The organism is Neopararhizobium haloflavum (genome assembly GCF_002750855.1).
GTDB lineage: Bacteria > Pseudomonadota > Alphaproteobacteria > Rhizobiales > Rhizobiaceae > Georhizobium > Georhizobium haloflavum.
The window spans coordinates 71,654-95,642 of the sequence record NZ_NWUC01000006.1; the positions used below are offsets into that span (position 1 = coordinate 71,654).

Sequence of the window (23,989 nt, forward strand, 5' to 3'; positions counted from 1 at the left end):
CGCCAGCGGTCGGCGTGATCATCATCCTTGCGCCGAACATGATCGACCGAAAGGTTCAAAGATCACGGGCGGACAGCGGAAATGGCCGTACCCGCATCCTCGCGCACATCTTACGCGCACAGGTGTTCGCCCGGCAGCTTCGGCTGATCAGACGAAGACGGGGTTTACTCTTGTCCAAATCACTCGACAGCTTCAATTGCCGCTCCACGCTGAAGGTCGGCAACGCCGAATATGTCTATTTCGATCTCAAGAAGGCCGAAGAGAATGGCCTGACGGGCATCTCCGAGCTTCCCTTCTCCATGAAGGTGGTGCTTGAGAACCTCTTGCGAAACGAAGATGGGCGTTCGGTCACCAAGGACGACATCCTGAACGTCAAGCATTGGCTCACCGACAAGGGCACCGCCGGCAACGAGATCGCCTATCGGCCCGCGCGCGTCCTGATGCAGGACTTTACCGGCGTTCCGGCCGTCGTCGACCTGGCGGCGATGCGCGATGCGATGGCCTCGCTCGGCGGCGACCCCGAAAAGATCAACCCGCTCGTTCCCGTCGACCTCGTCATCGACCATTCGGTCATCGTCGATGAATTCGGCACGCCGCAGGCATTCGCACACAATGTCGAGAAGGAATATGAGCGCAACGGTGAACGCTACCGCTTCCTGAAATGGGGGCAGCAGGCATTCAAGAATTTCCGTGTCGTACCGCCCGGCACCGGCATCTGCCATCAGGTTAACCTCGAATATCTCGGCCAGTCCGTCTGGACGCGCGAGGAAGATGGCGAAATCACTGCCTACCCTGATACCTGCGTCGGCACGGACAGCCACACCACCATGATCAACGGCCTCGGCGTGCTTGGCTGGGGCGTCGGCGGCATCGAGGCCGAAGCGGCCATGCTCGGCCAGCCGATCTCGATGCTGCTTCCGGAGGTCATCGGCTTCCGGGTCACCGGCGCACTGAAGGAAGGCGTAACGGCGACCGACCTCGTGCTCACTGTCGTCCAGATGCTGCGCAAGAAGGGCGTTGTCGGCAAGTTCGTCGAGTTCTTTGGCCCCGGCCTCGACAACATGACGCTCGCCGATCGTGCCACCATCGGCAACATGGGTCCGGAATACGGCGCCACATGCGGCTTCTTTCCGATCGACGGCGAAACGACGAAATACCTCACCATGTCGGGCCGCGACGAGGATCGCATCGCGCTCGTTGAAGCCTATTCCAAAGCCCAGGGCATGTGGCGTGAATCGGGATCGCCCGACCCCGTCTTCACCGACATGCTCGAACTCGATCTCGGCGAAGTCGTTCCGTCCATGGCGGGTCCGAAGCGCCCGGAAGGCCGCATCGCACTGGAGAACATCGCATCCGGCTTCGCCAAGGCTCTGGAAGACGAGTACAAGAAGCCCGGCCAGATCGACAAGCGCTACCAGGTCGAGGGTGAGGATTTCGACCTCGGCCACGGCGACGTGGCGATCGCCGCCATCACCTCATGCACCAATACCTCCAACCCGTCAGTGCTCATCGGGGCTGGATTGCTGGCGCGCAACGCCGCCGCCAAGGGCCTCAAGACCAAGCCGTGGGTCAAGACCTCGCTGGCGCCGGGTTCGCAGGTCGTCGCCGAGTATCTGGAAAAGTCGGGTCTGCAGACCGAACTGGACAAGCTTGGCTTCAACCTGGTCGGGTTCGGGTGCACCACCTGCATCGGCAATTCCGGCCCGCTGCCGGAACCGGTCTCCAAGACCATCAACGACAAGGGTCTGATTGCTGCCGGCGTGCTGTCCGGAAACCGCAATTTCGAAGGCCGCATCTCGCCAGACGTTCAGGCCAACTACCTCGCCTCGCCGCCGCTCGTGGTCGCATACGCCCTTGCAGGTACGGTTCAGAAAGACCTGACCAGCGAGCCGATCGGCGAAGGCTCCGACGGCCAGCCGGTCTATCTGAAGGACATTTGGCCGACGACGCAGGAAATCCAGGACTTCATCATGAAGTACGTGACCCGCGAGCTGTTCGAGCGCAAATATGCCGACGTCTTCAAGGGCGATGAAAACTGGCAGGAGGTTCAGGCGCCGTCGGGCCAGACCTATGCCTGGGACGACGACTCCACCTACGTGCAGAACCCGCCCTATTTCGCGGGAATGGCCAAGGACGCGGGCGGCACGAGCGACATCGAGGGTGCCAGGGTCCTCGGCCTCTTCGGCGACAAGATCACCACCGACCACATCTCGCCGGCCGGCTCGATCAAGGCGCAGTCGCCGGCGGGCGAATACCTGATGGATCACGGCGTCAACGTCGCGGATTTCAATCAGTACGGCACGCGCCGTGGCAACCATGAGGTCATGATGCGTGGCACCTTCGCCAACATCCGCATCCGCAACCACATGCTCGGCGCCAATGGCAAGGAAGGCGGCTACACGATCCACTATCCTTCCAAGGAGGAGATGTCGATCTTCGACGCCGCCATGCAGTACAAGGAAGAGGGCGTGCCGCTCGTCATCTTCGCCGGTGGCGAATACGGCAATGGCTCGTCGCGCGATTGGGCGGCCAAGGGCACCAACCTTCTCGGCGTCAAGGCCGTGATCTCGGAGAGCTTCGAGCGCATCCACCGCTCCAACCTGGTTGGCATGGGTGTGATCCCCTTCGTGTTCGAAGACGGCACCACCTGGAAGTCGCTCGATCTGAAGGGCGACGAGCGGGTGAGCATCGACGGCTTGTCCGACATGAAACCGCGCGAGAAGAAGACGGCGAAGATCACCTATGGAGACGGAACGACCAGGGAGATCACCATTCTCAGCCGCGTCGACACGCTCGACGAGGTCAACTACCTGAAGAATGGCGGCATCCTGCAGACGGTTCTGCGCGATCTTGCAGCCTGATTACCTTCCGATGAAGAAAAAATGGCCCGCGGCATCGATGTCGCGGGCTTTTTTGCGACCGCCAGGCCCGAAAGGCGTCACCGCTTCGTGACTTTGCGTTGAACCCGGGGCGCGATACCGTCAGATTGCTATCCGGGCCTTTCCCGACCCTTCATTTCAACGACGAACTGCACGGCTCGAAGGTATGCTGTTTAAATCCGTGATCCCGGCAGTCCTCATTGCGATATCGACCAGCCTGACGATGCCGAAAGAGGCCGCGGCAGAAGACCATACCCCTATCGGCGTCGTCGAACTGTTCACCAGCCAGGGATGCTCCTCCTGCCCCCCGGCCGATGCCGTCCTGGCAGATATTGCAGCCGACGGTGAGATCCTCGCCCTCTCCTACCACGTCGACTACTGGAATTATCTCGGCTGGAAGGACACGCTGGCCACACCGGACAACAGTCAGCGCCAGCATGCCTACGCAAAGATGCTGGAACGCAAGAGCGTCTATACCCCTCAGGCGGTGATCAACGGGCGGACCCACCTTAATGGATCCGACAAAAATGGCATCATGGAAGCCGTCGACACCATGCGCCGGGAAGAAGAGGGAATGCGTGTCGACGTCAGCATCGACAGGTCAAGCGACTCGCTGACGATCGAGGTGGAGGAAGGGAGCGGCAAGGCCAATCTCGTTTTGCTCGTCTTCGACCGGGAAAACGTCGTGGCGATCGACGAAGGCGAGAACAGCGGTCGCGCCATCACCTACGTCAACAGCGTGCGCTCCATCCATGTGGTTGGCATCTGGAAAGGCAAACCGCTCACGCTGGAACTGCCCGCCTCGATCGTCGAGGATTGGAGCACGCAGAATTGCGCGGTCCTCGTTCAAACCATGGTCGAGAAGGGCGTTCCGGGCCCGATCATCGGCGCGGCCACCTTTTAGCGTCCCTCAACCCGAGCAGTCGCCGAAAGGCACAAAAAAAGACCGGCAACGGCCGGTCTCAATTTTGGGGTCTCGCTTCAGAAGGTTGGTTCGGCCCGGCGGTTTCGAGGGGCTGGGGGGCTTTGAATTCGAAAGTCGCCGAACCGAACCGTCTGAGGCAACGATCGCAAACTGCTCTTTGATTCTGGCGGCGATGGGGCTCAATTGCGGCCAAAAAGCGCTCTTGCAGGTTTGGCGATCAACTTGATTGCGTTGCGTTTCGCATTTCGTGACCGCAACTGCGGACCCGAAAGAGAGCCGATTTCCCTTATGAAACAATTCGCAGCGGGGGCGGTCTTGCATTTCCCCGTCCTGAAGGCACACTGTGCCATCGTTCGCGTTCCCGAAATGGAGACCCGATGACGGACAGTTCGGATCAGTCAGAGGCGACGCGTCGCGATGCCCGCCAGAGCGACCCGGTTCTCGTTGATATCAAGGACTACCGCTCCGCACCCGATCCGCTGCCCGTCACGTTCCATCGGCGAGAGCTTGATGCCATTTTGCGGGTCTACGGTCGAAACGTGGCCGAGGGAGAATGGCGCGATTACGCGATCGACCACCTGAAGGACAAAGCCGTCTTCTCCGTTTTTCGCCGCACCAGCGAAGTGCCTCTGTTCCGGATCGAGAAGGTCCCGCGCAATGCACGCAAGCAGGGGGCCTTCTCGGTCGTCAATGCCAGTGGTGCAATCTTGAAGCGGGGGCACGACCTCGAGGTGGTTCTGCGTCTCTTCGAGAAAAAGCCCAAACTGGTCCGCTACTGAACCCGCTGCATCAAGCCTTCGGGCCGGCATACGCCAGCGTTCCCGGATAGCGGTTGCGATCCGCCGGTTCGCTTGCACCGTCCCCCAGCGCCTTCTGCATGATGACCGTGTCGAGCCACCTGTCGAATTTGTAGCCCGTTCCCGGCATGCGGCCGATCATCTCGAATCCGGCCGAGCGGTGAACGCCCAATGACGCGGGGTGAGCGCCTCCGATGACGGCCACCATCTGACGGAACCCCAACTCTTCGCACTTCGCCAGGAGGGCATCGAGCAGACGCCTTCCAAGGCCAAGGCCTCGCGCACTCTCGGCGAGATAGATCGAGTCCTCGACGAGCCAACTGTAGGCCGGCCGTTCGCGAAAGGCGGAGGCGTAGGCATAGCCCTGAACGGTGCCGTCGGACTCCACGGCGACGAGATAGGGGCAGCCGCGTCTCGTGATGGCTTCCCAGCGGCGACACATCTCATCCTCGCTGGGCGGCACCAGCTCGTACGTCGCGACATCGTTCAAAACGCATGCGGCGTAGATAGCAGCGATCGCGGGAATATCCTGCTCGCCCGCGGCGCGGATCGTCATGGTCGTCATCTTCAGGGGTCCGGCTATGAAAAAGGGCGGCCCGATGGCCGCCCCTGGAACTGTCTGGATGGGATGATTACTCGCGGTTGCCCATGAACTGGAGCAGGAACATGAACATGTTCACGAAGTCCAGATAGAGCCGAAGGGCGCCCATGATGGCCTTGCGGCCGGCCACTTCGCGACCATCGCCTTCGTAATACATCGACTTGATCTCCTGCGTGTCGTAGGCCGTCAGGCCGGCGAACACGAGCACGCCGATCGCCGAGATGGCGAACTGCAGGGCACTCGACTGCAGGAAGATGTTGACGACCATCGCGATGATCAGACCGATGAGTCCCATGAACAGGAACGAACCCATCGCCGACAGGTCGCGCTTCGTTGTGTAGCCATAGAGCGACAGGGCGCCGAAGGCGGCTGCGGTGACGAAGAAGGTCTGCACGATGCTCTGGCCGGTGAAGACCAGGAAGATCGATGAGAGCGATAGGCCCATCAGTGCAGAATAGACCCAGAACGTGGTCTGCGCTGCGCTGACGCTCATCTTGTTGATGCGGAAGCTCAGGAAGAACACCATGCCGAGCGGCGCCAGCATGACGACCCAGCGCAACGGGCTTGCGTAGAGCAGCTGAGCGACAGCGGGATTTGAGGCAGCCAAGGCAAAGGTGCCATAGGCGGCAAGGCCCGTGATGGCGAGACCGAGCGCCATCAGATTGTAGACGCGCAGCATATAATCGCGCAGTCCCTGGTCGATCTCAGCTCCGGCCTGCGTGCCGACAGGCGCCGCACGGGTCTGGTAGTTTCGAAGATCAGCCATATTTTCCTCTTTCAAGCCCCGAAAGTTGCACGGTGTCGGGTCGGCCGATGGGTCGGCCCAGGCGCCGCTGCGGGGCTCCAGCATGCCTGTGGATAATATGAGCACTCCGTTGAGCGAGAGCAAGAGCCGTGACCCCGTGCGAAAGCGGTTTTCGCAAGGCCTGCCTGTCGGTTGGGGTCAACTTGTCGTCAACCGGGGAGCCTCTTCGCCCCAGGTTCCGGCCTGCCGGGGGCGCCATCGCGCACTTCCTGGGCAGACCTAGAGGTTGCGCAAGATCGGAGCGGCCTTTTGTCCCAGTACGCGCCACGTCCCGGCAAGGCCGATGCCGACCGTGACGACCAGCGCGATGGCCAGGGTCACGAGGGCGACGTCGGGCAGGAATGTCGAAGGTAGCGTCATGATCCTCGCGATGACGAACCAGGCCGCCACGCCGCCTGCGAGAAGCGCGAACAAACCAGTTGCCAGGCCGAGCATCAGATACTCGTAGGAAAATGCCCGGATAAGCGTGGTCCGCGTCGCGCCGAGCGTTTTCAGGACGACGGCGTCGTGACGCCGTGCGCGGTTGCCGGCCGCGAGAGCCCCTGCAAGGACCAGTACTGAAGCGACGAGCGCAACGGACGCTGCCGCTCGGATCGCCGTCGTCAGTTGCTCGAGCAGCCGATTGACGACATCGATCGCATCCTTCACCCGGACGCTGGTAATCGTCGGATAGCTGCTGGTGACACCGCGCAGTACCTCCGCCTCCCCGGCTCTGTCGAGCCCGGGATCGGTAAGCGTCGCGAGCCACGCATGCGGCGCGCCCGCGAACGTGTTGGGGGAAAAGACCATCACGAAATTGATCGACATCGATTCCCACTCGATATCCCGAAGATTGGCGATCCGCGCCGTGACTTCCCGGCCAAGAACGCTGACAGTGATCGTGTCGCCAACGCCGATGCCCAGTTCGCCGGCCTCCTCGGCGGAGAATGAAACGAGCGGTTCGCCGTCATATCCAGGTGCCCACCACTCTCCGTCAGTCAACCGCGCGTTCTCCGGCATATCTGCTGCATAGGTCAGCCCACGATCACCGCGAAGAACCCAGCGACCGCCTGGAGGCAGACCCTCAAGCTCCGGAACCACACCGTTGATCTGCGTTATCCGGCCGCGCAGCATTGGTACGGCATCGATCTGGCCCTGCGGCGCGGCTTGGCTGATGATGTCTCGGAACCCGTCGATCTCGTTGCTCTGGATATCGACGAAGAAGAAGTTCGGCGCGCGTTCCGGCAGATTGCCGGCGATCTCGCGCCTCAGATTGCCGTCTATCAGGGCCAGCGTGACGAGGAGTGCCAGACCAAGACCGAGCGACAGCACAACCGACGGCGTCAGGGCGCCCGGTCGATGGATGTTGCCGATGGCAAGGCGCAGTGCAGGCGAGCGCACCTGCGGCGCCCGCCGTGCCAGCGACTGAATGAGATATCCGACAAGACGCAGGATGACGAAGGCGAAGGCAACTGCCGCGATGAAGATCGCCGCGATGAGCCGGTCGTGCGCCGTCATGACCGCAAGCAGCGCAAGAATGACGATGAGCCCGGCGGCACCGAGCACATAGACGGGGCGTGGCCATCCTGCCGCGTCGAAACCCTGGCTGCGGAAAAGCGCCGTGGCAGGGACGTCCCGTGCGCGCCCGAGTGGCAGGATCGCAAAGGCGAAGGCGGTGAGCATGCCGAAGACAGCCGCCATGATGAGCGCGCCCGGATAGATCGAGACGTCGGCCGAGATCGGCAGGACGTCGACCAGGAATGCCTGCGCCACAAACGGCACGACGAGCCCGATCGCCAGCCCTGCGGCGATACCGATCGACGCGATCAGAGCGATCTGGATCAGGTAGATCAGCACCACGAAACGCCCGGCGGCGCCAAGGCATTTGAAGGTGGCGATCACGCTTCGCTTGGAGTCCATGAAGGCGCGCACGGCATTGGCAACCCCCACACCGCCGACAATGAGCGCCGTCAGTCCAACCAGCGTCAGGAACTGCGAGAAGCGCTCGACATTCTCCGTCAGTTGCGGTGACGCATGGGCGCTGGTGCGCACCGCCCAGCCGGCATCGCGATAGTCCTCCCGCGCCACGTCTCGCATCGCCTGAAGCTCGTCATAAGTGGCCGGCTCGAAGAGACGGACTTTGTAGACGTGCTCGACGAGACTGCCGAGTTGAACGAGCCCGGCCGCTTCGATCCCATCGAGGGAAATCAGGAAGCGCGGGGCGAACGCAAACGATTCCGAAAGAAGGTCCGGCTCGTTTTCGAGCGTCGCGCGGATCTCGAAGGTGGCATTGCCGAGGTCGATCCGGTCGCCCAGCGACAACCCGAGTCGGTCGAGAAGGATTGGAGCCACGACGGCGCCATAGGCCCCCTCGCTCAGACCGTGCCGGGCAGCAAAATCCATCCGTGGCGCCGTGACCAGTTCGCCGTAAAGCGGATAGAGGTCGTCCACAGCCTTGACCTCGACCAGCGACTGGTCGCTGCCGTCGGGCAGCCGCGCCATCGAGCGCAGATTGACGGACCGCGCGACTTCGCCAAGGCTTTCAAGATAAGCGATATCCTCCTCGCCGGCGGGACGGTTGTCGATCTCGAAGCGCATGTCGGCGGCCAGGATCGCCTGTCCTTCCGCAGCGATCGCTTCGGTGATCGAACGCGACACCGAGTTGACGCCGGCGATCGCCGCCGTTCCGAGTGCGATGCAGGCGAGAAAGATATAGAATCCGCCCAATCCGCCACGCATTTCCCGCAGCGCTAGACGCAGGGCCAGCCGGAATTGCGCGCCCCGTGGAGGCGGATTGGGTGCGATTGCGGCATTGTCCATCGAACCGGACGTCATGCGAACGCCCCGCGCGCCGGTGCCTCGACCGATGCGGAACGGCCATCGTCGATGATCTCTCCCGACCGTACCCGGATCTGACGACCGCATCGCGCGGCGAGGTTCACATCATGCGTGACGAGAACGAGCGTCATGTCGCGCTCGGCCTGTTGGGCAAAAAGCAGCTCTGCGATCTGCCGGCCGGTTTCCCCGTCGAGGTTTCCGGTGGGTTCGTCGGCGATCAGAAGCGCCGGTTGCGGCGCCAGCGCGCGGGCGATCGCAACGCGCTGCTGCTCGCCGCCCGACATCTCGCCAGGGTGATGGCTGAGCCGGTCTCCAAGACCAACTGCCTCCAGTTCGCGTCGAGCGACGTCGAATGCGTCGGCGCGGCCGGCAAGCTCCAGCGGCACGGCGACATTCTCCAAGGCGGTCATGTTGGGAATGAGATGAAAGGACTGGAAGACGATGCCGACATGGCGACCGCGGAAGTCGGCAACCGCATCCTCGCTCATCTGGTGGATGGGAGCGCCAGCAATCATGATTTGACCGCTATCGACTTTCTCCAGCCCAGCCAGCACCATGAGAAGCGTGGACTTGCCTGACCCCGATGGTCCCACGATGCCGACGGACTCTCCGGGCGTGATGGTCAGCGACATGCGTTTGAGGACATGAACGGCTGAGGCACCCGATCCAAGCGTGAGATCGGCGTCTTTGAGGTCGATGATGGCTTGGGACAAGAGATCGGCATCCTATATGTCGATGAAGGGACGGCTCGGTCGAGGCACTATACGGCGCTGCCAGACCAAAGGATTTAGGTGCGACATCATGCCAATTAAACCGCTCATCGCTTACCTCCTCTCTTTGTGTGTCGGCTTGATGGCGAGCGTGAGCATGGCACAGGGCGAGCCGCTGCAGATCGTCGGCTTCGGAGACAGCCTCATGGCGGGCTATCAGCTTCCTGCCGATCAGGCGTTCCCAGTCCGTCTCGAAGCGGCGCTGCGCGAGCGCGGTCACGATGTCGAGATCGCCAATGCCGGCGTTTCGGGCGACACGACCTCCGCTGGCCTTTCGCGGCTGGACTGGTCCGTGCCGGACGGCACCGACGGCGTCATTCTCGAACTTGGCGCGAACGATGCGCTGCGCGGCATCGACCCCGGAACGACAAAGGCCAATCTCGATGCAATGATCGCACGCCTTCAGGAACGCGGCATCGCCGTTCTGCTTGCCGGCATGGTCGCGCCGCCGAACATGGGCGGCGATTACGCCGAGCGGTTCAATCCGCTCTATGATCAACTCGCTGAAAAGTACGACGTGCCGGTTTATCCTTTTTTTCTCGAAGGCGTTGCTGCACAGGCCAGACTGAACCTCGACGACGGCATGCATCCCAACGAAGAGGGCATCGCCGTCATGGTCGAAGGTTTCCTGCCCATAGCCGAAGAATGGATTGCCACCCTCGAAAGCGGAACCAACGGCTGAATGACCAGTTGAAATTAGCTGTGAGGCCCGATTTTTGAGGTCTTGCCGGCCGGCAGGCCTCGTGATTCGCTGGGCTTGTCACATCGATTCGCGGAGGCCTCCATGCCGAGACTGTTTGCCGCCCTCGAACTCCCGCGCGACGCCACCCTGTCTCTTTCTCTCCTTCGTGGTGGCCTGCCCGGCGCCCGATGGATCGACGTCGAAAACTATCACATCACGCTGCGTTTCATCGGCGATGTTTCCGGACCGACGGCTGACGAGGTCGTCAACGCCTTCGACCGCATCCGGCGCAAGGAATTCCAGCTTCGCCTGCAGGGCATCGGGTCATTCGGGTCGAAAAAGCCGCATTCGATCTGGGCCGGCGTCACGCCCACCGCTGAACTGATGGCGCTGCAAGGAGAAATGGAGCGCATCTGCCAGCGGCTCGGCTTGCCGCCCGACCCTCGCAAGTTCAAGCCGCACGTCACGCTCGCCAGGCTGAAGACGGCGCGCGCCGGCGATGCAGTGCGCTATCTGGAGGGTCGTGGCGACTTCGTGACCATGCCCTTTGCGGTCGACCGCTTCGTACTGATGTCGTCACGCGAGTCGGTTGGCGGCGGGCCCTATGTCGTCGAAGAGAGCTTCCCGCTGGAACCTGTCGGCGCCGGCGCCCGTTCAGCTGCTGAAGACGTGCGGGCCTATTACGGTCCACTCTGACGAGCAGCGAAGGACGAGACCCATGACGGTCGCTAAGCTTGAAGACGACGATGTGTCTGCCCGGCTGACAAGGCTGGAGGGCTGGACCTGCTCCGACGACCGCAGGAAGATCGTTCGCACGTTCACCTTTCGCGATTTCAACGAAGCATTCGGTTTCATGACGCGGGTCGCGATCAAGGCGGAAAAACTGGACCACCACCCCGAATGGTTCAACGTTTACAAGACGGTGAAGGTCGAATTGACCACTCACGACGCGGATGGGCTGACAGACAGGGACTTCAAGCTCGCGGCCTTCATGGACGAGGCAGCCGGCTCGATCCAGTGACTGGCGGAAGTCTGGCCCAAACGCCATATGGGGTTGGGCCGGCGCGCTCGCCGGATCGTCAAACGGATAAGAAATTATGGACGACGTGAAGATCGGTGAAATTCTCAGCGGCTCCGACGAAAACGACCGCGCCGAGCAGGAACGCGATGTGCGGCACCGTTTTTGGCAGACCTTGAAACGGGCCGCCGGGCACGTGCCGTTCATGGAGGACCTCGTCGCAAGCTACTATTGCGCGATGGACCCGGCAACGCCGACACGGGTGCGCGGCACGCTGCTTGCAGCGCTGGCGTATTTCGTCCTGCCCCTCGATTTCGTGCCGGACTTCATAGCCTTGATCGGCTTTACCGACGACATCGCCGTTCTGGCCGCCGCCATCTCGGCCATCCGCGCCCATATCAAGCCGGCACATTACGACGCGGCCCGTGAAGCACTGCGTGTCGATCCGGATCTCACGACGGGATCGTCTCGCGCGCCTCGCTGAAATTGGTGCCCGGACTCAGATCAGATCGGTATCGATCGCCGGATCATTCTCCAGCGCGCTTTTGAGCCGTGCGAAAGCAAGCCGGATCCGCGATTTCACGGTACCCAAGGGCAGGTTTGTTCGCTCTGCGATCTGGCTGTGCGACAGGCCGAGAAAGAATGCCATGCGAACCAGTTCCAGCTGCTCGACCGGGAGCATGGCCATTGCACTGCGAATCCGGTCGTCGCGGCGCTCGGCGGCGATGACCTCGTCCGGCGCTTCCGGTTCGGCTGGACGCAGGGCGGGATCCTCTCCATCCAGCAGAGCGGAACGGTCGCGCCGCAAAGCGTCGATGCGCCGGTTGCGGGCCACGCGAAAAAGCCAGGTTGCGAGGGAGGACTTCGAATGATCGAAGAGGGCGGCCTTGTGCCACAGGACGATCATCACTTCCTGGGTCATTTCCTCGGCCTGCGCGTTCTCCATACCGAGGCGAATGAGATAGGCTTTGATGCGCGGCGCGAAATAATCGAAGAGTTCGCAGAAGGCGGCCTTGTCGCGATCATCGGCCACAGCGCGCGCCAACCGTGCAAAGCGCTGGTTCAACTCAACGGTCATGCAGTGGCAACGTCCTGATTACAAAGTCCAAGCGGGCGAGGTTGAGGCCATCTTTCCCGCATGCCGATCAGAGGTACACAGCTTTGGCCAAAGGTCAAACTCTTGCCGAATTCTTTCAGCCATAGTCGCGCGACAAAGGGGCATGCGCGGAAATGGCTGGACGATGGCTGTTCTTACCTCATGCCGAACCATCGTGGGCGGCCGCAAGCAGGCTGGCCCGTGACGGTGCGGAAATCGGAATATGCTTACGATTTGGTAACCGCGCTTAAGTAAACATGAATCGAATCGTGTGTGAGGCGTCGACTGGATCGGTCCCCACCGCGATCATCGGTGAGAGCAAGAGGCAACCGGCAGGATAAAATGTTCGTGAAGACACTCGTACCAGCAATCGCGATCCTGATGGCCACAAGCGCCGCGACGCTCGCGCAGTCGCCGACGCGAATGAACCAGCACAATGCGTGGGGCGCCTACTCTTATGACAGTTCGAACGGCAAGGTCTGCTATGTCCTGTCCGTGCCGACATCGTCCGAGCCGGCAAGCGTCGATCACGGCGACAACTTTTTCCTCATCTCGCAGCGCCCGGGCCAGAACGTGTCCTACGAGCCGCAGGCGATGATGGGTTATCCGCTGCGCGAGGCGTCGAAAGTCAATGTGACCGTCGACGGTCGCGCGTTCACGCTGTTCACACGTGGAAATTCGGCCTGGGTCGAGAATGCCGCTGAAGAACCGGCACTTGTGTCCGCCATGCGCGCCGGCTCGTCCATGACGGTCAGCGCGACGTCGGGACGCGGTACCAGCACGAGCTACTCCTATTCCCTGTCAGGCGTCACGGCCGCGCTCGACGAGATCGAAAACTGCGATTGATGCGTACGGACGCCCGCTTTCAGCGAGGGTGACCTCGCGCGGTATTCGTGTTAGACGGCGCGCCAACGCAAGAAATTGCCGATCACGCACTGCTCGATGCCCAGTTCTGGCGCGGGGCGGTGCGTCTTTGCATTTGCACCACGGATCTTGAACGATGGCTTTGACACTCGACCTCAAAGACGAGAGCACACGCGCCGCATTGGATGCGCGAGCCGCCCCGCGTCCCGAACTGCGCGAACTCATCGGCCTGTCGCGCTCCGAGATGGCAAACGCGCTGGCAGATGTCGGCGTGCCGGCCAAGCAGCAACGCATGCGCGTCAGCCAGTTGTGGAACTGGATCTACGTCCGAGGCGTCTCCGATTTCGACGACATGCTCAACATCTCCAAAGAGATGCGCGAACTGCTGAAGCGCCACTTCACCATCGCCCGCCCGGAAATCGTGGAAGAGCAAATCTCCACCGACGGCACGCGAAAATGGCTCATGCGCTTCCCGCCAAGGGGAGCGGGACGCCCTGTCGAGGTGGAGACGGTCTACATCCCCGAGGAAGGCCGCGGCACGCTGTGTGTCTCCAGCCAAGTTGGATGCACCCTGACCTGCTCGTTTTGCCACACGGGCACCCAGAAGCTGGTTCGCAACCTGACCACGGGCGAAATACTCGCCCAGATCCTCCTCGCCCGCGATCGGCTTGGAGACTTTCCCGACACGGAGACGGCTGAGGGTGCCATGGTGCCGGCGGACGGCCGCAAGGTGTCCAACATCGTCATGATGGGCATGGGCGAGCCGCTCTACAATTTCGAGAACGTCAAGCTGGCGCTGCTGATCGCTTCGGATGGCGACGGGCTTTCCATATCGAAGCGCCGGATAACGCTCTCCACGTCCGGTGTCGTTCCAGAGATCTACCGGACCGGCGACGAAATCGGCGTGATGCTCGCCATTTCGCTGCATGCCGTTCGCGACGAGCTGCGGGACGAGCTGGTGCCGATCAACAAGAAGTATCCGCTTGAAACGCTGATGCAGGCATGCCGCGACTATCCGGGGCTGTCGAATGCCAAGCGCATCACCTTCGAGTATGTGATGCTCAAGGGCGTAAACGACAGCCTGGCAGACGCCAAGGACCTGGTCCGCCTGCTGAAGGGCATTCCGGCCAAGATCAATCTCATCCCCTTCAATCCCTGGCCCGGTAGCGCCTATGAGTGCTCCGACTGGGAACAGATCGAGAAGTTCGCCGATTTCGTCAATCAGGCAGGGTACGCCTCGCCGATCCGCACGCCGCGTGGCCGCGATATTCTCGCCGCTTGCGGTCAGCTGAAGTCAGAATCCGAACGCCTCAAGAAATCCGAGCGCATGGCGCTGGAATCGATGATGATCGCCGGTCACGGCGCCGACTGAGGACCCCACGTGGACCGGTTTCTGCTATTTTTCTTCCGGCTGCTCACCATGGCGCTCGGCTTTTTCGTCGCCTGCATGGTCACCGGCACCGCCCTTGCCTTTCTGACTCGCGTCATCACGCCGGAAGATGTGCGCACGCTCGGCAGCAACGAGACCGTCATGGGCCTCATGGTCGGCATCCTCGCGGTTGCTGCCGTGGTCGCATATGCTGCGATGTTGCCTGCCATGTTCATCGTGCTCTTCGCCGAGATCCGCCGCAAGCGCGATTGGCTCTTCTATTGTGCATCCGGTGCGTTGATCGCCGTGCTGTGCCTCAGCTTCGTGCTTCTCAATCCCCAACAGGACAGCGCGCCCTCACTCCAGTTCTTTGCCATCGTCGTCGTTGCCGGCATGCTCGGCGGCGTCGCCTATTGGCTCGTGGCCGGTCGTCAGGCCGGCGGCTGGCTGCCACGCCAGATCAAGCGTGCCAGGCTCGAACGCAAAGCGCTTGAGGAAAGCGAACGCTCGGAAGGTTGATCAACGGCCCTGCGCCAGCAGGATACGGACTGCGAACGCCGAGAAAACGCCGGCGAAGCCGTAATCGACCAGACGCATCACCTTTGTATTGCGCTGCAGCCATGCCGAAAGCCCATCGGCAGCCCAGATGATCGCGATAACGATCGGCAGGCTGATGACGACGAACAGGAATCCCAGGAAGAAGAGTCGTGCGGCAACGTTCGGATCGCCCGCCGAAACGAATTGCGGCAGGAACGTCATGAAGAAAAGCGCGATCTTCGGGTTCAGCAGGTTGACGCCGAGACCCATTGCCCAGTCCGCGTAGAAGCTGCGCTTCATCGCGACGCCTCGCTTGACCGCCAGAGAAGATCCCCCTCGTATCGCCTGGTATGCGAGATAGAGCAGATAGCCGGCACCGAGCACTTTCAGCACCAGGAAGGCCGTCGGCGACGCGACGATCAATGCCGAAAGGCCCAACGCGACGAGCGTCGTATGCACGACGATGCCGCTCATCGCTCCAAGGACACAGGCAAAGCCCGCTCGGCGCCCATCCGACAGGGCACGGCTGATGAAAAGCGTCATGTCCGGGCCCGGCGTGATCGCCAGGAAGATCGAGGCGGCTGCAAAGGCGAGAAGTGTGGGTAGATCGGGAAGAAAGCTCATGACTGCGATCCGATATGTCTGACTGCACCATCCCTAGAGCCGCACGCGCTCAACTTCCACCCGAAACATACCATGTGGAGCGAACGCTTGTGTCGGCGCGCGTTCTGAATAAAGTGCGCCGCAAATTCGCCCCTGACACACGGAAGCTTCCATGACCGCACTGAAAGACGTCAAGAAGGTGGTTCTCGCCTATTCCGGCGGCCTCGACACCTCGATCATCCTGAAGTGGCTCCAGACGGAGCTCGACGCTGAAGTCGTGACCTTCACGGCCGATCTCGGCCAGGGCGACGAGTTGGAGCCGGCGCGCAAGAAGGCAGAGATACTGGGCATCAAGGAAATCTACATCGAGGATCTGCGCGAGGAGTTCATCGCGGATTTCGTTTTTCCCATGTTCCGTGCCAATGCGCTCTATGAGGGTGTCTATCTTCTCGGCACGTCGATCGCCCGACCCCTGATTTCCAAGCGTCTGATCGAGATTGCCGAGGAAACCGGCGCCGACGCAATCGCTCATGGCGCGACCGGCAAGGGCAACGACCAGGTCCGCTTCGAGCTGTCAGCCTATGCTCTGAACCCGAATATCCGCGTCATCGCGCCGTGGCGCGACTGGTCGTTCAAGTCCCGGACCGACTTGATCAACTTCGCCGAGCAGCACCAGATCCCGGTCGCCAAGGACAAGAAGGGCGAGGCTCCCTTCTCCGTCGATGCCAACATGCTGCACTCCTCGTCCGAGGGGAAGGTCCTGGAGGATCCCGCAGAGGAGGCGCCGGAATACGTCTACCAGCGCACCGTGTCTCCCGAGGACGCGCCGGACGAGGCGACCATCGTTGAAATCGGTTTCAAGAAGGGCGATCCGGTCTCGCTGAACGGTGAGAATCTCTCCCCGGCGACCCTTTTCCAGAAGCTCAACGAGCTTGGCCGGGACAATGGCATCGGCCGTCTCGACCTCGTCGAGAACCGCTTCGTCGGCATGAAATCGCGCGGCGTCTACGAAACGCCGGGCGGCACGATCCTGATCGCCGCCCACCGGGCGATGGAATCGATCACGCTTGACCGTGGCGCCGCGCACCTCAAGGACGAGTTGATGCCGCGCTACGCCGAATTGATCTACAACGGTTTCTGGTTCTCGCCCGAGCGCGAAATGCTGCAGGCAGCCATCGACAGAAGCCAGGAACATGTCGAGGGCACCGTGCGCCTCAAGCTCTACAAGGGCAACGTCATGACGATCGGCCGATCGTCGCCCAAGTCGCTCTACTCCGACGCGCTGGTGACCTTCGAGGATGACCGCGGCGCCTATGACCAGAAGGACGCCGCCGGCTTCATCCGCCTTAACGCCCTGCGCCTCAGGACGCTCGCCGCACGCGATCGCGGCTGATTGAACCGGCTACTCGGCCGGCGCTGCCTTCTCTGCCAGCATCTCGGCGGCTGCGCGCGTGCGCAGCCGCTTTTCTTTCAGGTGCCAGACATAGCCCATCACGGAAATCGCCGACATGGACGGCACGACGATCGCGATGGCAAGCACCGGGTGGCCGATCAATGCCGCTACCGTACCGCCGAGAAGCCCCGAGCCCATCTGGATGAACCCCATCATCGCTGATGCCGAACCGGCAATGTGCGGAAACGGCAGCAATCCTCCGATCTGCATATGCGGCATGATGAATGCGATGCCGAAGGCAGCAAAGGCGATCGGTGCCATGACCGTGAAGAACGATGCACCGAATATCGACAAGGCGCCGATCAGAAGTACCGCCCCGGTCGAAATGAAGCAGAGCCCGGGAAGCACCAGCCTTTCGGCGCTATGCCGGCGCATCAGGAGGCGCATCGTCACCGAGCCAAGAAAGAACGAGCCTGATTGCATCAGCATGCCAAAACCGAACTCAGTCGGTGTCAGACCGACTGTATCGATCAGTACGAAAGGCAGGATCGTTGCCTGGGCGTAAAGTGCCCCCACGGCAAAGCCGCAGACGATGCTGGCGGACAGGAACTCGGCGTTTCCAAGGACGGTGCGATAATTCTTGATCACTATGCGCGGTTCGGCATAGGCGCGGCTCGGCACGCTCGTCTCGCGCATCGTCAGGGCAAGGAGAAGCGATGAGACCACGCCGAAACCGACCATCAGGTAGAAGATCGCCTGCCATCCGGCGAGCGCGAGCGTGAAGCCGCCGAGCGCCGGCGACATCGCCGGTGCGATGGCAAGCATGATGCCTACCATGTTCATTATGCGCGCTGCCTTGTCGCCCGTGAACTGGTCGCGCACGATCGCCCGGGCGACGGTCACGCCCACCGCCGCGCCCGTTCCCTGTATCAGGCGTGCGACAAGCAGCATCTCGACGCTGACTGCGGTTGCGGCGAGAACGCTGCCGACAAGATAAACGCTCAGAAAGCCGAGCGCCGCGCGACGTCGTCCGAATGCATCGGACAACGGGCCGGCAAGAAGCTGGGCCACGGCAAATCCGGCAAAGTAGAACGTCAACGTCGATTTGATGGCCGCGTTGCTGCTGTCGAATGCCCGAACCAACTCGGGCATCGCGGGAGTGTAGAGAGCCATCGAGACGGGACCGATCGCGACAAGCAGCGCCGCGATCAAACTCGTATGCCGTTCGCTCATGCGGGCCGGCACCGCAGAAGCCGTCATGACGGTTCTCCCTCGCTGCGGCCCGGCTTGCCGCACCCCAGCCGGTTCTGAAGCCGCCCACGCATCGAGCGAATGACGCGCTCGAAGGCGTCGCGCTCCTCCTCCGCGATATCCGACATGATGTCGTCCAGCACCGAACGCGACACGACGCGTGCCTCATCGATCAACTGGTCGGCGGCATCGGTGACCTCGACGATCTTGGCTCGCCCGTCGTTCGGATCGGCGCGCCGGGTCAGCAGACCACGCTGCTCCAGGCGATCGATGTAGCCGCTGACGGTCATCGGCTCGACACCCAGCCGTTCGGCGAGAAGCGTCTGCCGTCCCCCGCCAAGAGCTGCGGCGTGGACGAGCGCACGCGCTTCGCCCGGCGTGACATCGAGGCCGCGTTCGGCGATTTTTCTCTCGACGGCCGCACGAAGCAGCCGGCCGAGATCGGTGATGACGAAGCCGAGCGAGTCGGGGTCGACGCTGCGAGACATTACAGATTCCGATCTGGATAGATGATAAGGGTTACTTAGCAATTATGCTGCACTGCCGCAAGTGGCGGGCCGACATGCGATGCCAGCATGGCGCAGGTCTTTCGCGCACGCAAAAAACCATGTAAGAGCGCGCCAATTGTTATGGCGCTCGCGAGTAGCGCCCCCAAACTCCGAGACATCATCCCATGAGCATGCGCAATATCGCGATCATCGCACACGTCGACCATGGCAAGACGACGCTTGTCGACGAACTCCTGAAACAATCCGGCGCTTTCCGCGAGAACCAGCGCGTTGCCGAGCGCGTCATGGATTCCAACGAATTGGAAAAGGAGCGCGGGATCACCATCCTGGCGAAGGCGACTTCGGTTGTCTGGAAGGATACGCGCATCAACATCGTCGACACGCCCGGCCACGCCGATTTCGGCGGTGAGGTCGAGCGCATCCTGTCGATGGTCGATGGCGCGATCGTGCTCGTCGACGCGGCCGAGGGCCCGATGCCGCAGACGAAGTTCGTGGTGGGTAAGGCTCTGAAGGTCGGCCTGCGCCCGATCGTCGCGATCAACAAGATCGATCGGCCCGATGCGCGCGCCGACGAGGTCGTCAACGAGGTATTCGATCTGTTCGCAGCACTCGATGCGACGGATGAGCAGCTGGACTTTCCGATTCTCTATGGCTCCGGCCGCGCCGGCTGGATGAACACCGACCCCGCCGGCCCGCAGGACCAGGGTCTTTCGCCCTTGCTCGATCTCGTGCTCGACCACGTGCCCGAGCCGACGGTCGCCGAGGGCCAGTTCCGCATGATCGGCACGATCCTCGAGGCCAACCCGTTTCTGGGCCGGATCATCACCGGGCGCATACACTCCGGCACGATCAAACCGAACCAGGCCGTCAAGGTGCTCCATGCCGACGGCAAGCAGATCGAGTCCGGTCGCATCTCCAAGATCCTCGCCTTCCGCGGTATCGAGCGCCAGCCGATCGACGAGGCCAAGGCCGGAGACATCATTGCCATAGCAGGCCTTTCCAAGGGCACCGTTGCCGATACGTTCTGCGATCCTTCCGTGACGGAACCCCTTCAGGCCCAGCCGATCGATCCGCCGACGGTCACGATGTCGTTCATCGTCAACGATAGTCCGCTGGCCGGAACCGAAGGCGACAAGGTGACCTCGCGCGTGATCCGGGACCGTCTCCTGAAAGAGGCTGAAGGCAACGTTGCGCTGAAGATCGAAGAAGCCGACGACAAGGATTCCTTCTATGTCTCCGGTCGCGGCGAATTGCAGCTCGCCGTGCTCATCGAGACGATGCGCCGTGAGGGCTTCGAACTGGCCGTATCGCGACCGCGTGTCGTCATGCAGAAAGACGATAGCGGCCAGCTTCTTGAACCCATCGAAGAGGTCCTCATCGACGTCGACGACGAGCATTCCGGCGTCGTGGTCCAGAAGATGTCGGAACGCAAGGCGGAGATGGTCGAACTCAAGCCCTCCGGCGGCAACCGGGTGCGTCTGGTCTTCCATGCGCCTACGCGCGGCCTCATCGGGTATCAGTCGGAGCTTTTGACCGACACGCGCGGCACGGCGATCATGAACCGGCTGTTTCACTCGTATCAGCCGTTCAAGGGCGAGATAGCCGGCCGGGTGCAGGGCGTCCTTCTGGCCAATGAGCCCGGCGAGGCCGTGGCCTATGCGCTGTTCAACCTGGAAGACCGCGGCCCGATGATCATCGATGCCGGCGAAAAGGTCTATGCGGGGATGATCATCGGCATTCACACACGCGACAACGATCTGGAAGTGAATGTCCTGAAGGGCAAGAAGCTGACCAACATGCGTGCCTCGGGCAAGGACGAGGCGGTGAAGCTCACCCCGCCGATCAAGATGACCCTCGACCGGGCCCTTTCATGGATTCAGGACGACGAACTCGTGGAGGTGACGCCGAAGTCGATTCGTCTGCGCAAGACCTACCTCGATTCCAACGAGCGCAAGCGATTCGAAAAGACCAGGGCCACCGCCTGAGCAGTCCCAGCTCGTCCAGAAGTGGGAGTGGCCGTGCCGATTTCGGACAGGTCGCTCCCCTTGCCGGAAGCCTTAAGAAAGCGTTAATCTCTGCCGAACACCTGCAGGCAAACTATCTGTGGGGATCGACGTTTCGGATGATGATGGCACTTCGTCGCCTCGGCCGAAACAGCTAGGATTCGGCCATGAAGACGCTCTCCATCGATGTGCGGCATGCAGAACCCGCCGATGCGCTCGCCATCGCCGAAACGCATCGGGCAGCGTGGTCGCATGCCTATAGCGGCATCATCCCGTTCCGCACGCTCCGGGTGATGATGGAGCGGCGAAACGTCAAATGGTGGCAGCGCGCCATTCGCGGCTCCACCAGCATCCTCGTTCTCGACGTCGGGGGCACGATTGCCGGCTATGCGACGCTTGGCCTCAACCGGGCCCCGGCGTTGCCGCAGGAGGGCGAGGTCTATGAACTCTATCTCCGGCCGGAATACCAGGGCATCGGCCTCGGCAAACGACTGTTCGGCGAAGCACGGCGACTTCTGGCATCTCTTGGATGCCGTGGAGTCGTGGTTTGGACACTGGAGGAGAACGATCGGGCTCTCCAGTTCTACCGCCTGACTGGCGGGCGAGACGTTGCCGAAGGCTCGGAAACATTCGACGGCAAAATGCTGAAGAAGGTTGCCTTCGTCTGGCAGTAAGCCCGCATCCATCGGCTTGCCGGCGTTACGGTGTCTAACCAAAGTTTGGTTGCGCCGCAGCACATTAGCATGTAATTGCCGGGCCAATCTCCGAGACAGAAGACGACCAACAAATTGAGAGTTTCCATGCGCCTGGACGCCATCGCCATCGGCAAGAATCCGCCCGAGGATATCAACGTCATCATCGAAGTCCCGGTCGGCGGTCAGCCGATCAAATATGAGATGGACAAGGAGGCCGGTACGCTCGTCGTCGATCGCTTCCTGCACACGCCAATGACCTATCCGGGCAATTACGGCTTCGTGCCGCACACGCTTTCGGAAGACGGCGATCCGATCGATGTGCTGATCTGCAATACCCGTCCGCTCCTGCCGGGCTGCGTGATCAACGTGCGCCCCATCGGGGTTCTCCTCATGGAGGACAATTCCGGCAAGGACGAGAAGATTATCGCCGTGCCGATGCCCGCCCTGACCAAGCGCTATGAAAAGGTTCTCAACTATTCCGATCTGCCCGAGATCACGCTGAAGCAGATTCAGCACTTTTTCGAGCACTACAAGGATTTGGAACCAGGCAAGTGGGTGAAGATTGGCGACTGGCAGACCGCCGATGCCGCCAAGACCTATATCACCGAGGCGATCGAACGCGCCAAGGGCTGATGGGTCGCGTGCCCCGCGGCAAAGGCCGCTGAAGACAAGCGCCCCACATCAGCCCCGGAAAAGCCGGTGATGTGGGGCGAATGTCCATCAGATGACTGCCGGCGCGATGCTGTTCCACATCAGCGACCGGATGAAGAAGATGATCAGCAAGAGAACGATCGGAGAGATGTCGAGACCACCGAGGTCCGGCAGTATCCTGCGGATCGGCCGGAGCGCAGGCTCGGTCGCGCGATAAAGAAATTCTCCAACGGTGCCGACGAAGCGATTGTTCGAGTTCACCACATTGAATGCGTAGAGCCATGAGAAAACGGCGCTCGCGATAATGATCCAGGTATAGATGCTCAAAGCCAGATCGATGGTCTGGAAAACGGCCAGCATGTCAGTCTCCATTGCGCAGTGGACCGACATGTATCCACTTGCGCAACGGGCGGCAAGGGCGGCATCCGGTCGGTGTCTGGATGCCTCGGTCTAGCGGCCCTGAACGCTGCCACGCCGGACGATACCGGCCTCTTGCGACAATTGCCGCAGGAAGATCAGGTCAAGAAAATCAGCGAGCCACTGACGCAGGGGACCATCGTGAACCAGGCGCCCATGCAGGTGGTCGCGGCCCTTCTGCGCGTTGGGAAGTTCAAAGCGATGGGCGCCATGAACGACCCATCGCTGCATCATCGCGCGGGTCAACTCACCGTGGAATTGCACTGCCCAGGCATTATCACCATAGCGAAACGCCTGATTCTCATATTCGTCGGCTGTCGCAAGCAGCGTTGCGCCCGATGGCAGATCGAAGCCCTCGCGATGAAAATGATAAACCATGGACGGCCAGCGCATCAGCGCCTCGCCCGCCGCCGTCGGCCGGAGCGGATACCAGCCGATTTCCGTCAGCCCGTCGGGATGCGCACTGACACGCCCGCCAAGCGACTTGACCAGCATCTGCGCGCCCAGGCAGATGCCGAGATATGGCTTGTCCTCCCGCAAAGGGACGTCGAGCCAGTCGATTTCGCGTCGAACGGCCGGGTCATCGTCGTTCGCACTCATCGGGCCGCCGAAGACGATCGCGCCCGCATGCGCATCAAGGGTATCGGGGAGGTCGTCGCCGAGAACCGGACGGCGAACATCAAGGGAAAAGCCAGCTTGCAGCAACATCTGGCCAACACGACCGGGACTGGAGCGCTCCTGGTGTAGAACGACCAGTACGGTCCCACGCGCACCGTTTGCACCGGAGTGTATCACATCATGCATCATCATTCGCCGCGGCCGTCCTCGACGCGCTGACGCGCCCATACCCTCTGCCGCGCCGATACACCGAGCAATTCGGCAATGCGCCAGACCACATTTTCTTCCAGCTCGTGGCGCTCGCCGTCAGCGTAGACGACTTCCCACAACAGTTCGACGAAGTCGACGCGCTGGTCGCTGTCGAGCGACCGCTTCAGCACGCTGGTGAAGGCATAAAGATCGACGGCTTCGTCATCGGCCAACTCACCAGCCTTCAAGACCGCTTCGAGTTCGGCGCCTTTAAGCTTGTAGGCCGAAGCGATGATGTCCTTGAGCTTGCGTCTCTCCGACTTGCTGACCACCCCATCGGCATCGACGACATGGAAGAACAATGCCGCCGCCGCAACGCGCGGGTCGTCTCGCGTAAATCGCGACGGGCCGCGGTCATGGCCAGACATGGAATGCAGAAGTTTCTGCAGCCGTTCAAGCATGAGGTCCCCTTGCAACTCCCTCCTGCAACCGTGAATTCA

The 23,989-nt window shown here is 61.7% G+C and carries 25 protein-coding genes; 14 read left to right on the top strand and 11 right to left on the bottom strand.

Annotated features, from left to right (window positions below; all coding sequences use genetic code 11):
• The first annotated feature begins 170 nt into the window (after window positions 1-170).
• The 3 genes from acnA to CN673_RS13835 all read left to right on the top strand — a co-directional run bounded on the left by acnA (window position 171) and on the right by CN673_RS13835 (window position 4,583).
• A complete protein-coding gene (gene acnA / locus CN673_RS13825) occupies window positions 171-2,861 on the top strand; it encodes an aconitate hydratase AcnA (protein ID WP_099867175.1) in 2,691 nt (896 codons plus the stop codon).
• A gap of 184 nt (window positions 2,862-3,045) precedes the next feature.
• Window positions 3,046-3,783 carry a DUF1223 domain-containing protein gene (locus CN673_RS13830; protein WP_245409911.1) on the top strand — a complete coding sequence of 246 codons (738 nt, stop codon included), beginning with the start codon at window positions 3,046-3,048 and terminating at the stop codon, window positions 3,781-3,783.
• A 398-nt stretch (window positions 3,784-4,181) separates the two neighbouring features.
• On the top strand, window positions 4,182-4,583 hold the full coding sequence (locus CN673_RS13835) for a DUF2794 domain-containing protein (RefSeq protein WP_099866970.1): 402 nt from the start codon (window positions 4,182-4,184) through the stop codon (window positions 4,581-4,583).
• Window positions 4,584-4,593: 10 nt separating this feature from the next.
• Here CN673_RS13835 and CN673_RS13840 read toward each other — a convergent pair whose 3' ends face one another.
• The 4 genes from CN673_RS13840 to CN673_RS13855 form a co-directional block, all read right to left on the bottom strand.
• The gene (locus CN673_RS13840; RefSeq protein ID WP_245409912.1) at window positions 4,594-5,166 is read right to left on the bottom strand and encodes a GNAT family N-acetyltransferase; all 573 of its coding nucleotides are present in this window, start codon (window positions 5,164-5,166) and stop codon (window positions 4,594-4,596) included.
• A 67-nt stretch (window positions 5,167-5,233) separates the two neighbouring features.
• Window positions 5,234-5,968, bottom strand: a complete 735-nt coding sequence (locus CN673_RS13845; RefSeq protein WP_099867178.1) for a Bax inhibitor-1/YccA family protein — start codon at window positions 5,966-5,968, stop codon at window positions 5,234-5,236.
• Between the two features lie 258 nt (window positions 5,969-6,226).
• Window positions 6,227-8,806, bottom strand: a complete 2,580-nt coding sequence (locus CN673_RS13850; RefSeq protein WP_099867179.1) for an ABC transporter permease — start codon at window positions 8,804-8,806, stop codon at window positions 6,227-6,229.
• 11 nt (window positions 8,807-8,817) lie between these two features.
• Window positions 8,818-9,537: an ABC transporter ATP-binding protein gene (locus tag CN673_RS13855; protein ID WP_099866971.1), complete on the bottom strand. Its 720-nt coding sequence runs from the start codon at window positions 9,535-9,537 to the stop codon at window positions 8,818-8,820.
• An 88-nt stretch (window positions 9,538-9,625) separates the two neighbouring features.
• Between CN673_RS13855 and CN673_RS13860 the strand changes: the two genes are divergently transcribed.
• From CN673_RS13860 to CN673_RS13875, 4 genes are all read left to right on the top strand, one after another.
• Complete coding sequence (locus tag CN673_RS13860; protein ID WP_099866972.1) at window positions 9,626-10,276, top strand: arylesterase; 651 nt, start codon at window positions 9,626-9,628, stop codon at window positions 10,274-10,276.
• A 102-nt stretch (window positions 10,277-10,378) separates the two neighbouring features.
• Window positions 10,379-10,972, top strand: coding sequence for an RNA 2',3'-cyclic phosphodiesterase (gene thpR / locus CN673_RS13865; protein ID WP_099866973.1), 594 nt, complete (start codon window positions 10,379-10,381; stop codon window positions 10,970-10,972).
• A 22-nt stretch (window positions 10,973-10,994) separates the two neighbouring features.
• Window positions 10,995-11,297 carry a 4a-hydroxytetrahydrobiopterin dehydratase gene (locus CN673_RS13870; protein ID WP_099866974.1) on the top strand — a complete coding sequence of 101 codons (303 nt, stop codon included), beginning with the start codon at window positions 10,995-10,997 and terminating at the stop codon, window positions 11,295-11,297.
• 76 nt (window positions 11,298-11,373) lie between these two features.
• Window positions 11,374-11,778 carry a YkvA family protein gene (locus CN673_RS13875; RefSeq protein WP_099866975.1) on the top strand — a complete coding sequence of 135 codons (405 nt, stop codon included), beginning with the start codon at window positions 11,374-11,376 and terminating at the stop codon, window positions 11,776-11,778.
• A gap of 15 nt (window positions 11,779-11,793) precedes the next feature.
• On the opposite strand, the gene CN673_RS13880 is transcribed toward CN673_RS13875, so the two are convergent.
• The gene (locus CN673_RS13880) at window positions 11,794-12,372 is read right to left on the bottom strand and encodes a sigma-70 family RNA polymerase sigma factor (RefSeq protein ID WP_099866976.1); all 579 of its coding nucleotides are present in this window, start codon (window positions 12,370-12,372) and stop codon (window positions 11,794-11,796) included.
• 360 nt (window positions 12,373-12,732) lie between these two features.
• Here CN673_RS13880 and CN673_RS13885 point away from each other — a divergent pair, with 360 nt between their 5' ends.
• From CN673_RS13885 to CN673_RS13895, 3 genes are all read left to right on the top strand, one after another.
• Window positions 12,733-13,236 (top strand): invasion associated locus B family protein, encoded by a 504-nt coding sequence (locus CN673_RS13885; protein WP_099866977.1) that lies wholly within the window; start codon window positions 12,733-12,735, stop codon window positions 13,234-13,236.
• A 154-nt stretch (window positions 13,237-13,390) separates the two neighbouring features.
• Window positions 13,391-14,626, top strand: a complete 1,236-nt coding sequence (rlmN, locus tag CN673_RS13890) for a dual-specificity RNA methyltransferase RlmN (protein ID WP_099866978.1) — start codon at window positions 13,391-13,393, stop codon at window positions 14,624-14,626.
• A 9-nt stretch (window positions 14,627-14,635) separates the two neighbouring features.
• Window positions 14,636-15,142, top strand: a complete 507-nt coding sequence (locus CN673_RS13895) for a hypothetical protein (RefSeq protein WP_099866979.1) — start codon at window positions 14,636-14,638, stop codon at window positions 15,140-15,142.
• Here CN673_RS13895 and CN673_RS13900 read toward each other — a convergent pair whose 3' ends face one another.
• The gene (locus CN673_RS13900) at window positions 15,143-15,784 is read right to left on the bottom strand and encodes a LysE family translocator (RefSeq protein ID WP_099866980.1); all 642 of its coding nucleotides are present in this window, start codon (window positions 15,782-15,784) and stop codon (window positions 15,143-15,145) included.
• A 151-nt stretch (window positions 15,785-15,935) separates the two neighbouring features.
• Between CN673_RS13900 and CN673_RS13905 the strand changes: the two genes are divergently transcribed.
• A complete protein-coding gene (locus tag CN673_RS13905; RefSeq protein ID WP_099866981.1) occupies window positions 15,936-17,156 on the top strand; it encodes an argininosuccinate synthase in 1,221 nt (406 codons plus the stop codon).
• A gap of 9 nt (window positions 17,157-17,165) precedes the next feature.
• On the opposite strand, the gene CN673_RS13910 is transcribed toward CN673_RS13905, so the two are convergent.
• Window positions 17,166-18,401 carry a multidrug effflux MFS transporter gene (locus tag CN673_RS13910; protein WP_099867180.1) on the bottom strand — a complete coding sequence of 412 codons (1,236 nt, stop codon included), beginning with the start codon at window positions 18,399-18,401 and terminating at the stop codon, window positions 17,166-17,168.
• 11 nt (window positions 18,402-18,412) lie between these two features.
• Window positions 18,413-18,895 (bottom strand): MarR family winged helix-turn-helix transcriptional regulator, encoded by a 483-nt coding sequence (locus CN673_RS13915; protein ID WP_099866982.1) that lies wholly within the window; start codon window positions 18,893-18,895, stop codon window positions 18,413-18,415.
• Window positions 18,896-19,080: 185 nt separating this feature from the next.
• Between CN673_RS13915 and typA the strand changes: the two genes are divergently transcribed.
• From typA to ppa, 3 genes are all read left to right on the top strand, one after another.
• On the top strand, window positions 19,081-20,901 hold the full coding sequence (gene typA, locus CN673_RS13920) for a translational GTPase TypA (protein WP_099866983.1): 1,821 nt from the start codon (window positions 19,081-19,083) through the stop codon (window positions 20,899-20,901).
• A gap of 185 nt (window positions 20,902-21,086) precedes the next feature.
• A complete protein-coding gene (locus tag CN673_RS13925) occupies window positions 21,087-21,593 on the top strand; it encodes a GNAT family N-acetyltransferase (RefSeq protein WP_099866984.1) in 507 nt (168 codons plus the stop codon).
• A 126-nt stretch (window positions 21,594-21,719) separates the two neighbouring features.
• Complete coding sequence (gene ppa, locus CN673_RS13930; protein ID WP_099866985.1) at window positions 21,720-22,247, top strand: inorganic diphosphatase; 528 nt, start codon at window positions 21,720-21,722, stop codon at window positions 22,245-22,247.
• Between the two features lie 87 nt (window positions 22,248-22,334).
• Here ppa and CN673_RS13935 read toward each other — a convergent pair whose 3' ends face one another.
• From CN673_RS13935 to CN673_RS13945, 3 genes are all read right to left on the bottom strand, one after another.
• Complete coding sequence (locus CN673_RS13935; protein WP_099866986.1) at window positions 22,335-22,625, bottom strand: YggT family protein; 291 nt, start codon at window positions 22,623-22,625, stop codon at window positions 22,335-22,337.
• Between the two features lie 90 nt (window positions 22,626-22,715).
• Window positions 22,716-23,492, bottom strand: a complete 777-nt coding sequence (locus CN673_RS13940) for a glutamine amidotransferase (protein WP_370853045.1) — start codon at window positions 23,490-23,492, stop codon at window positions 22,716-22,718.
• Window positions 23,489-23,950 carry a tellurite resistance TerB family protein gene (locus tag CN673_RS13945; protein WP_099866987.1) on the bottom strand — a complete coding sequence of 154 codons (462 nt, stop codon included), beginning with the start codon at window positions 23,948-23,950 and terminating at the stop codon, window positions 23,489-23,491. Before CN673_RS13945 ends, CN673_RS13940 begins: the two co-directional genes overlap by 4 nt.
• Window positions 23,951-23,989 lie beyond the last annotated feature (39 nt).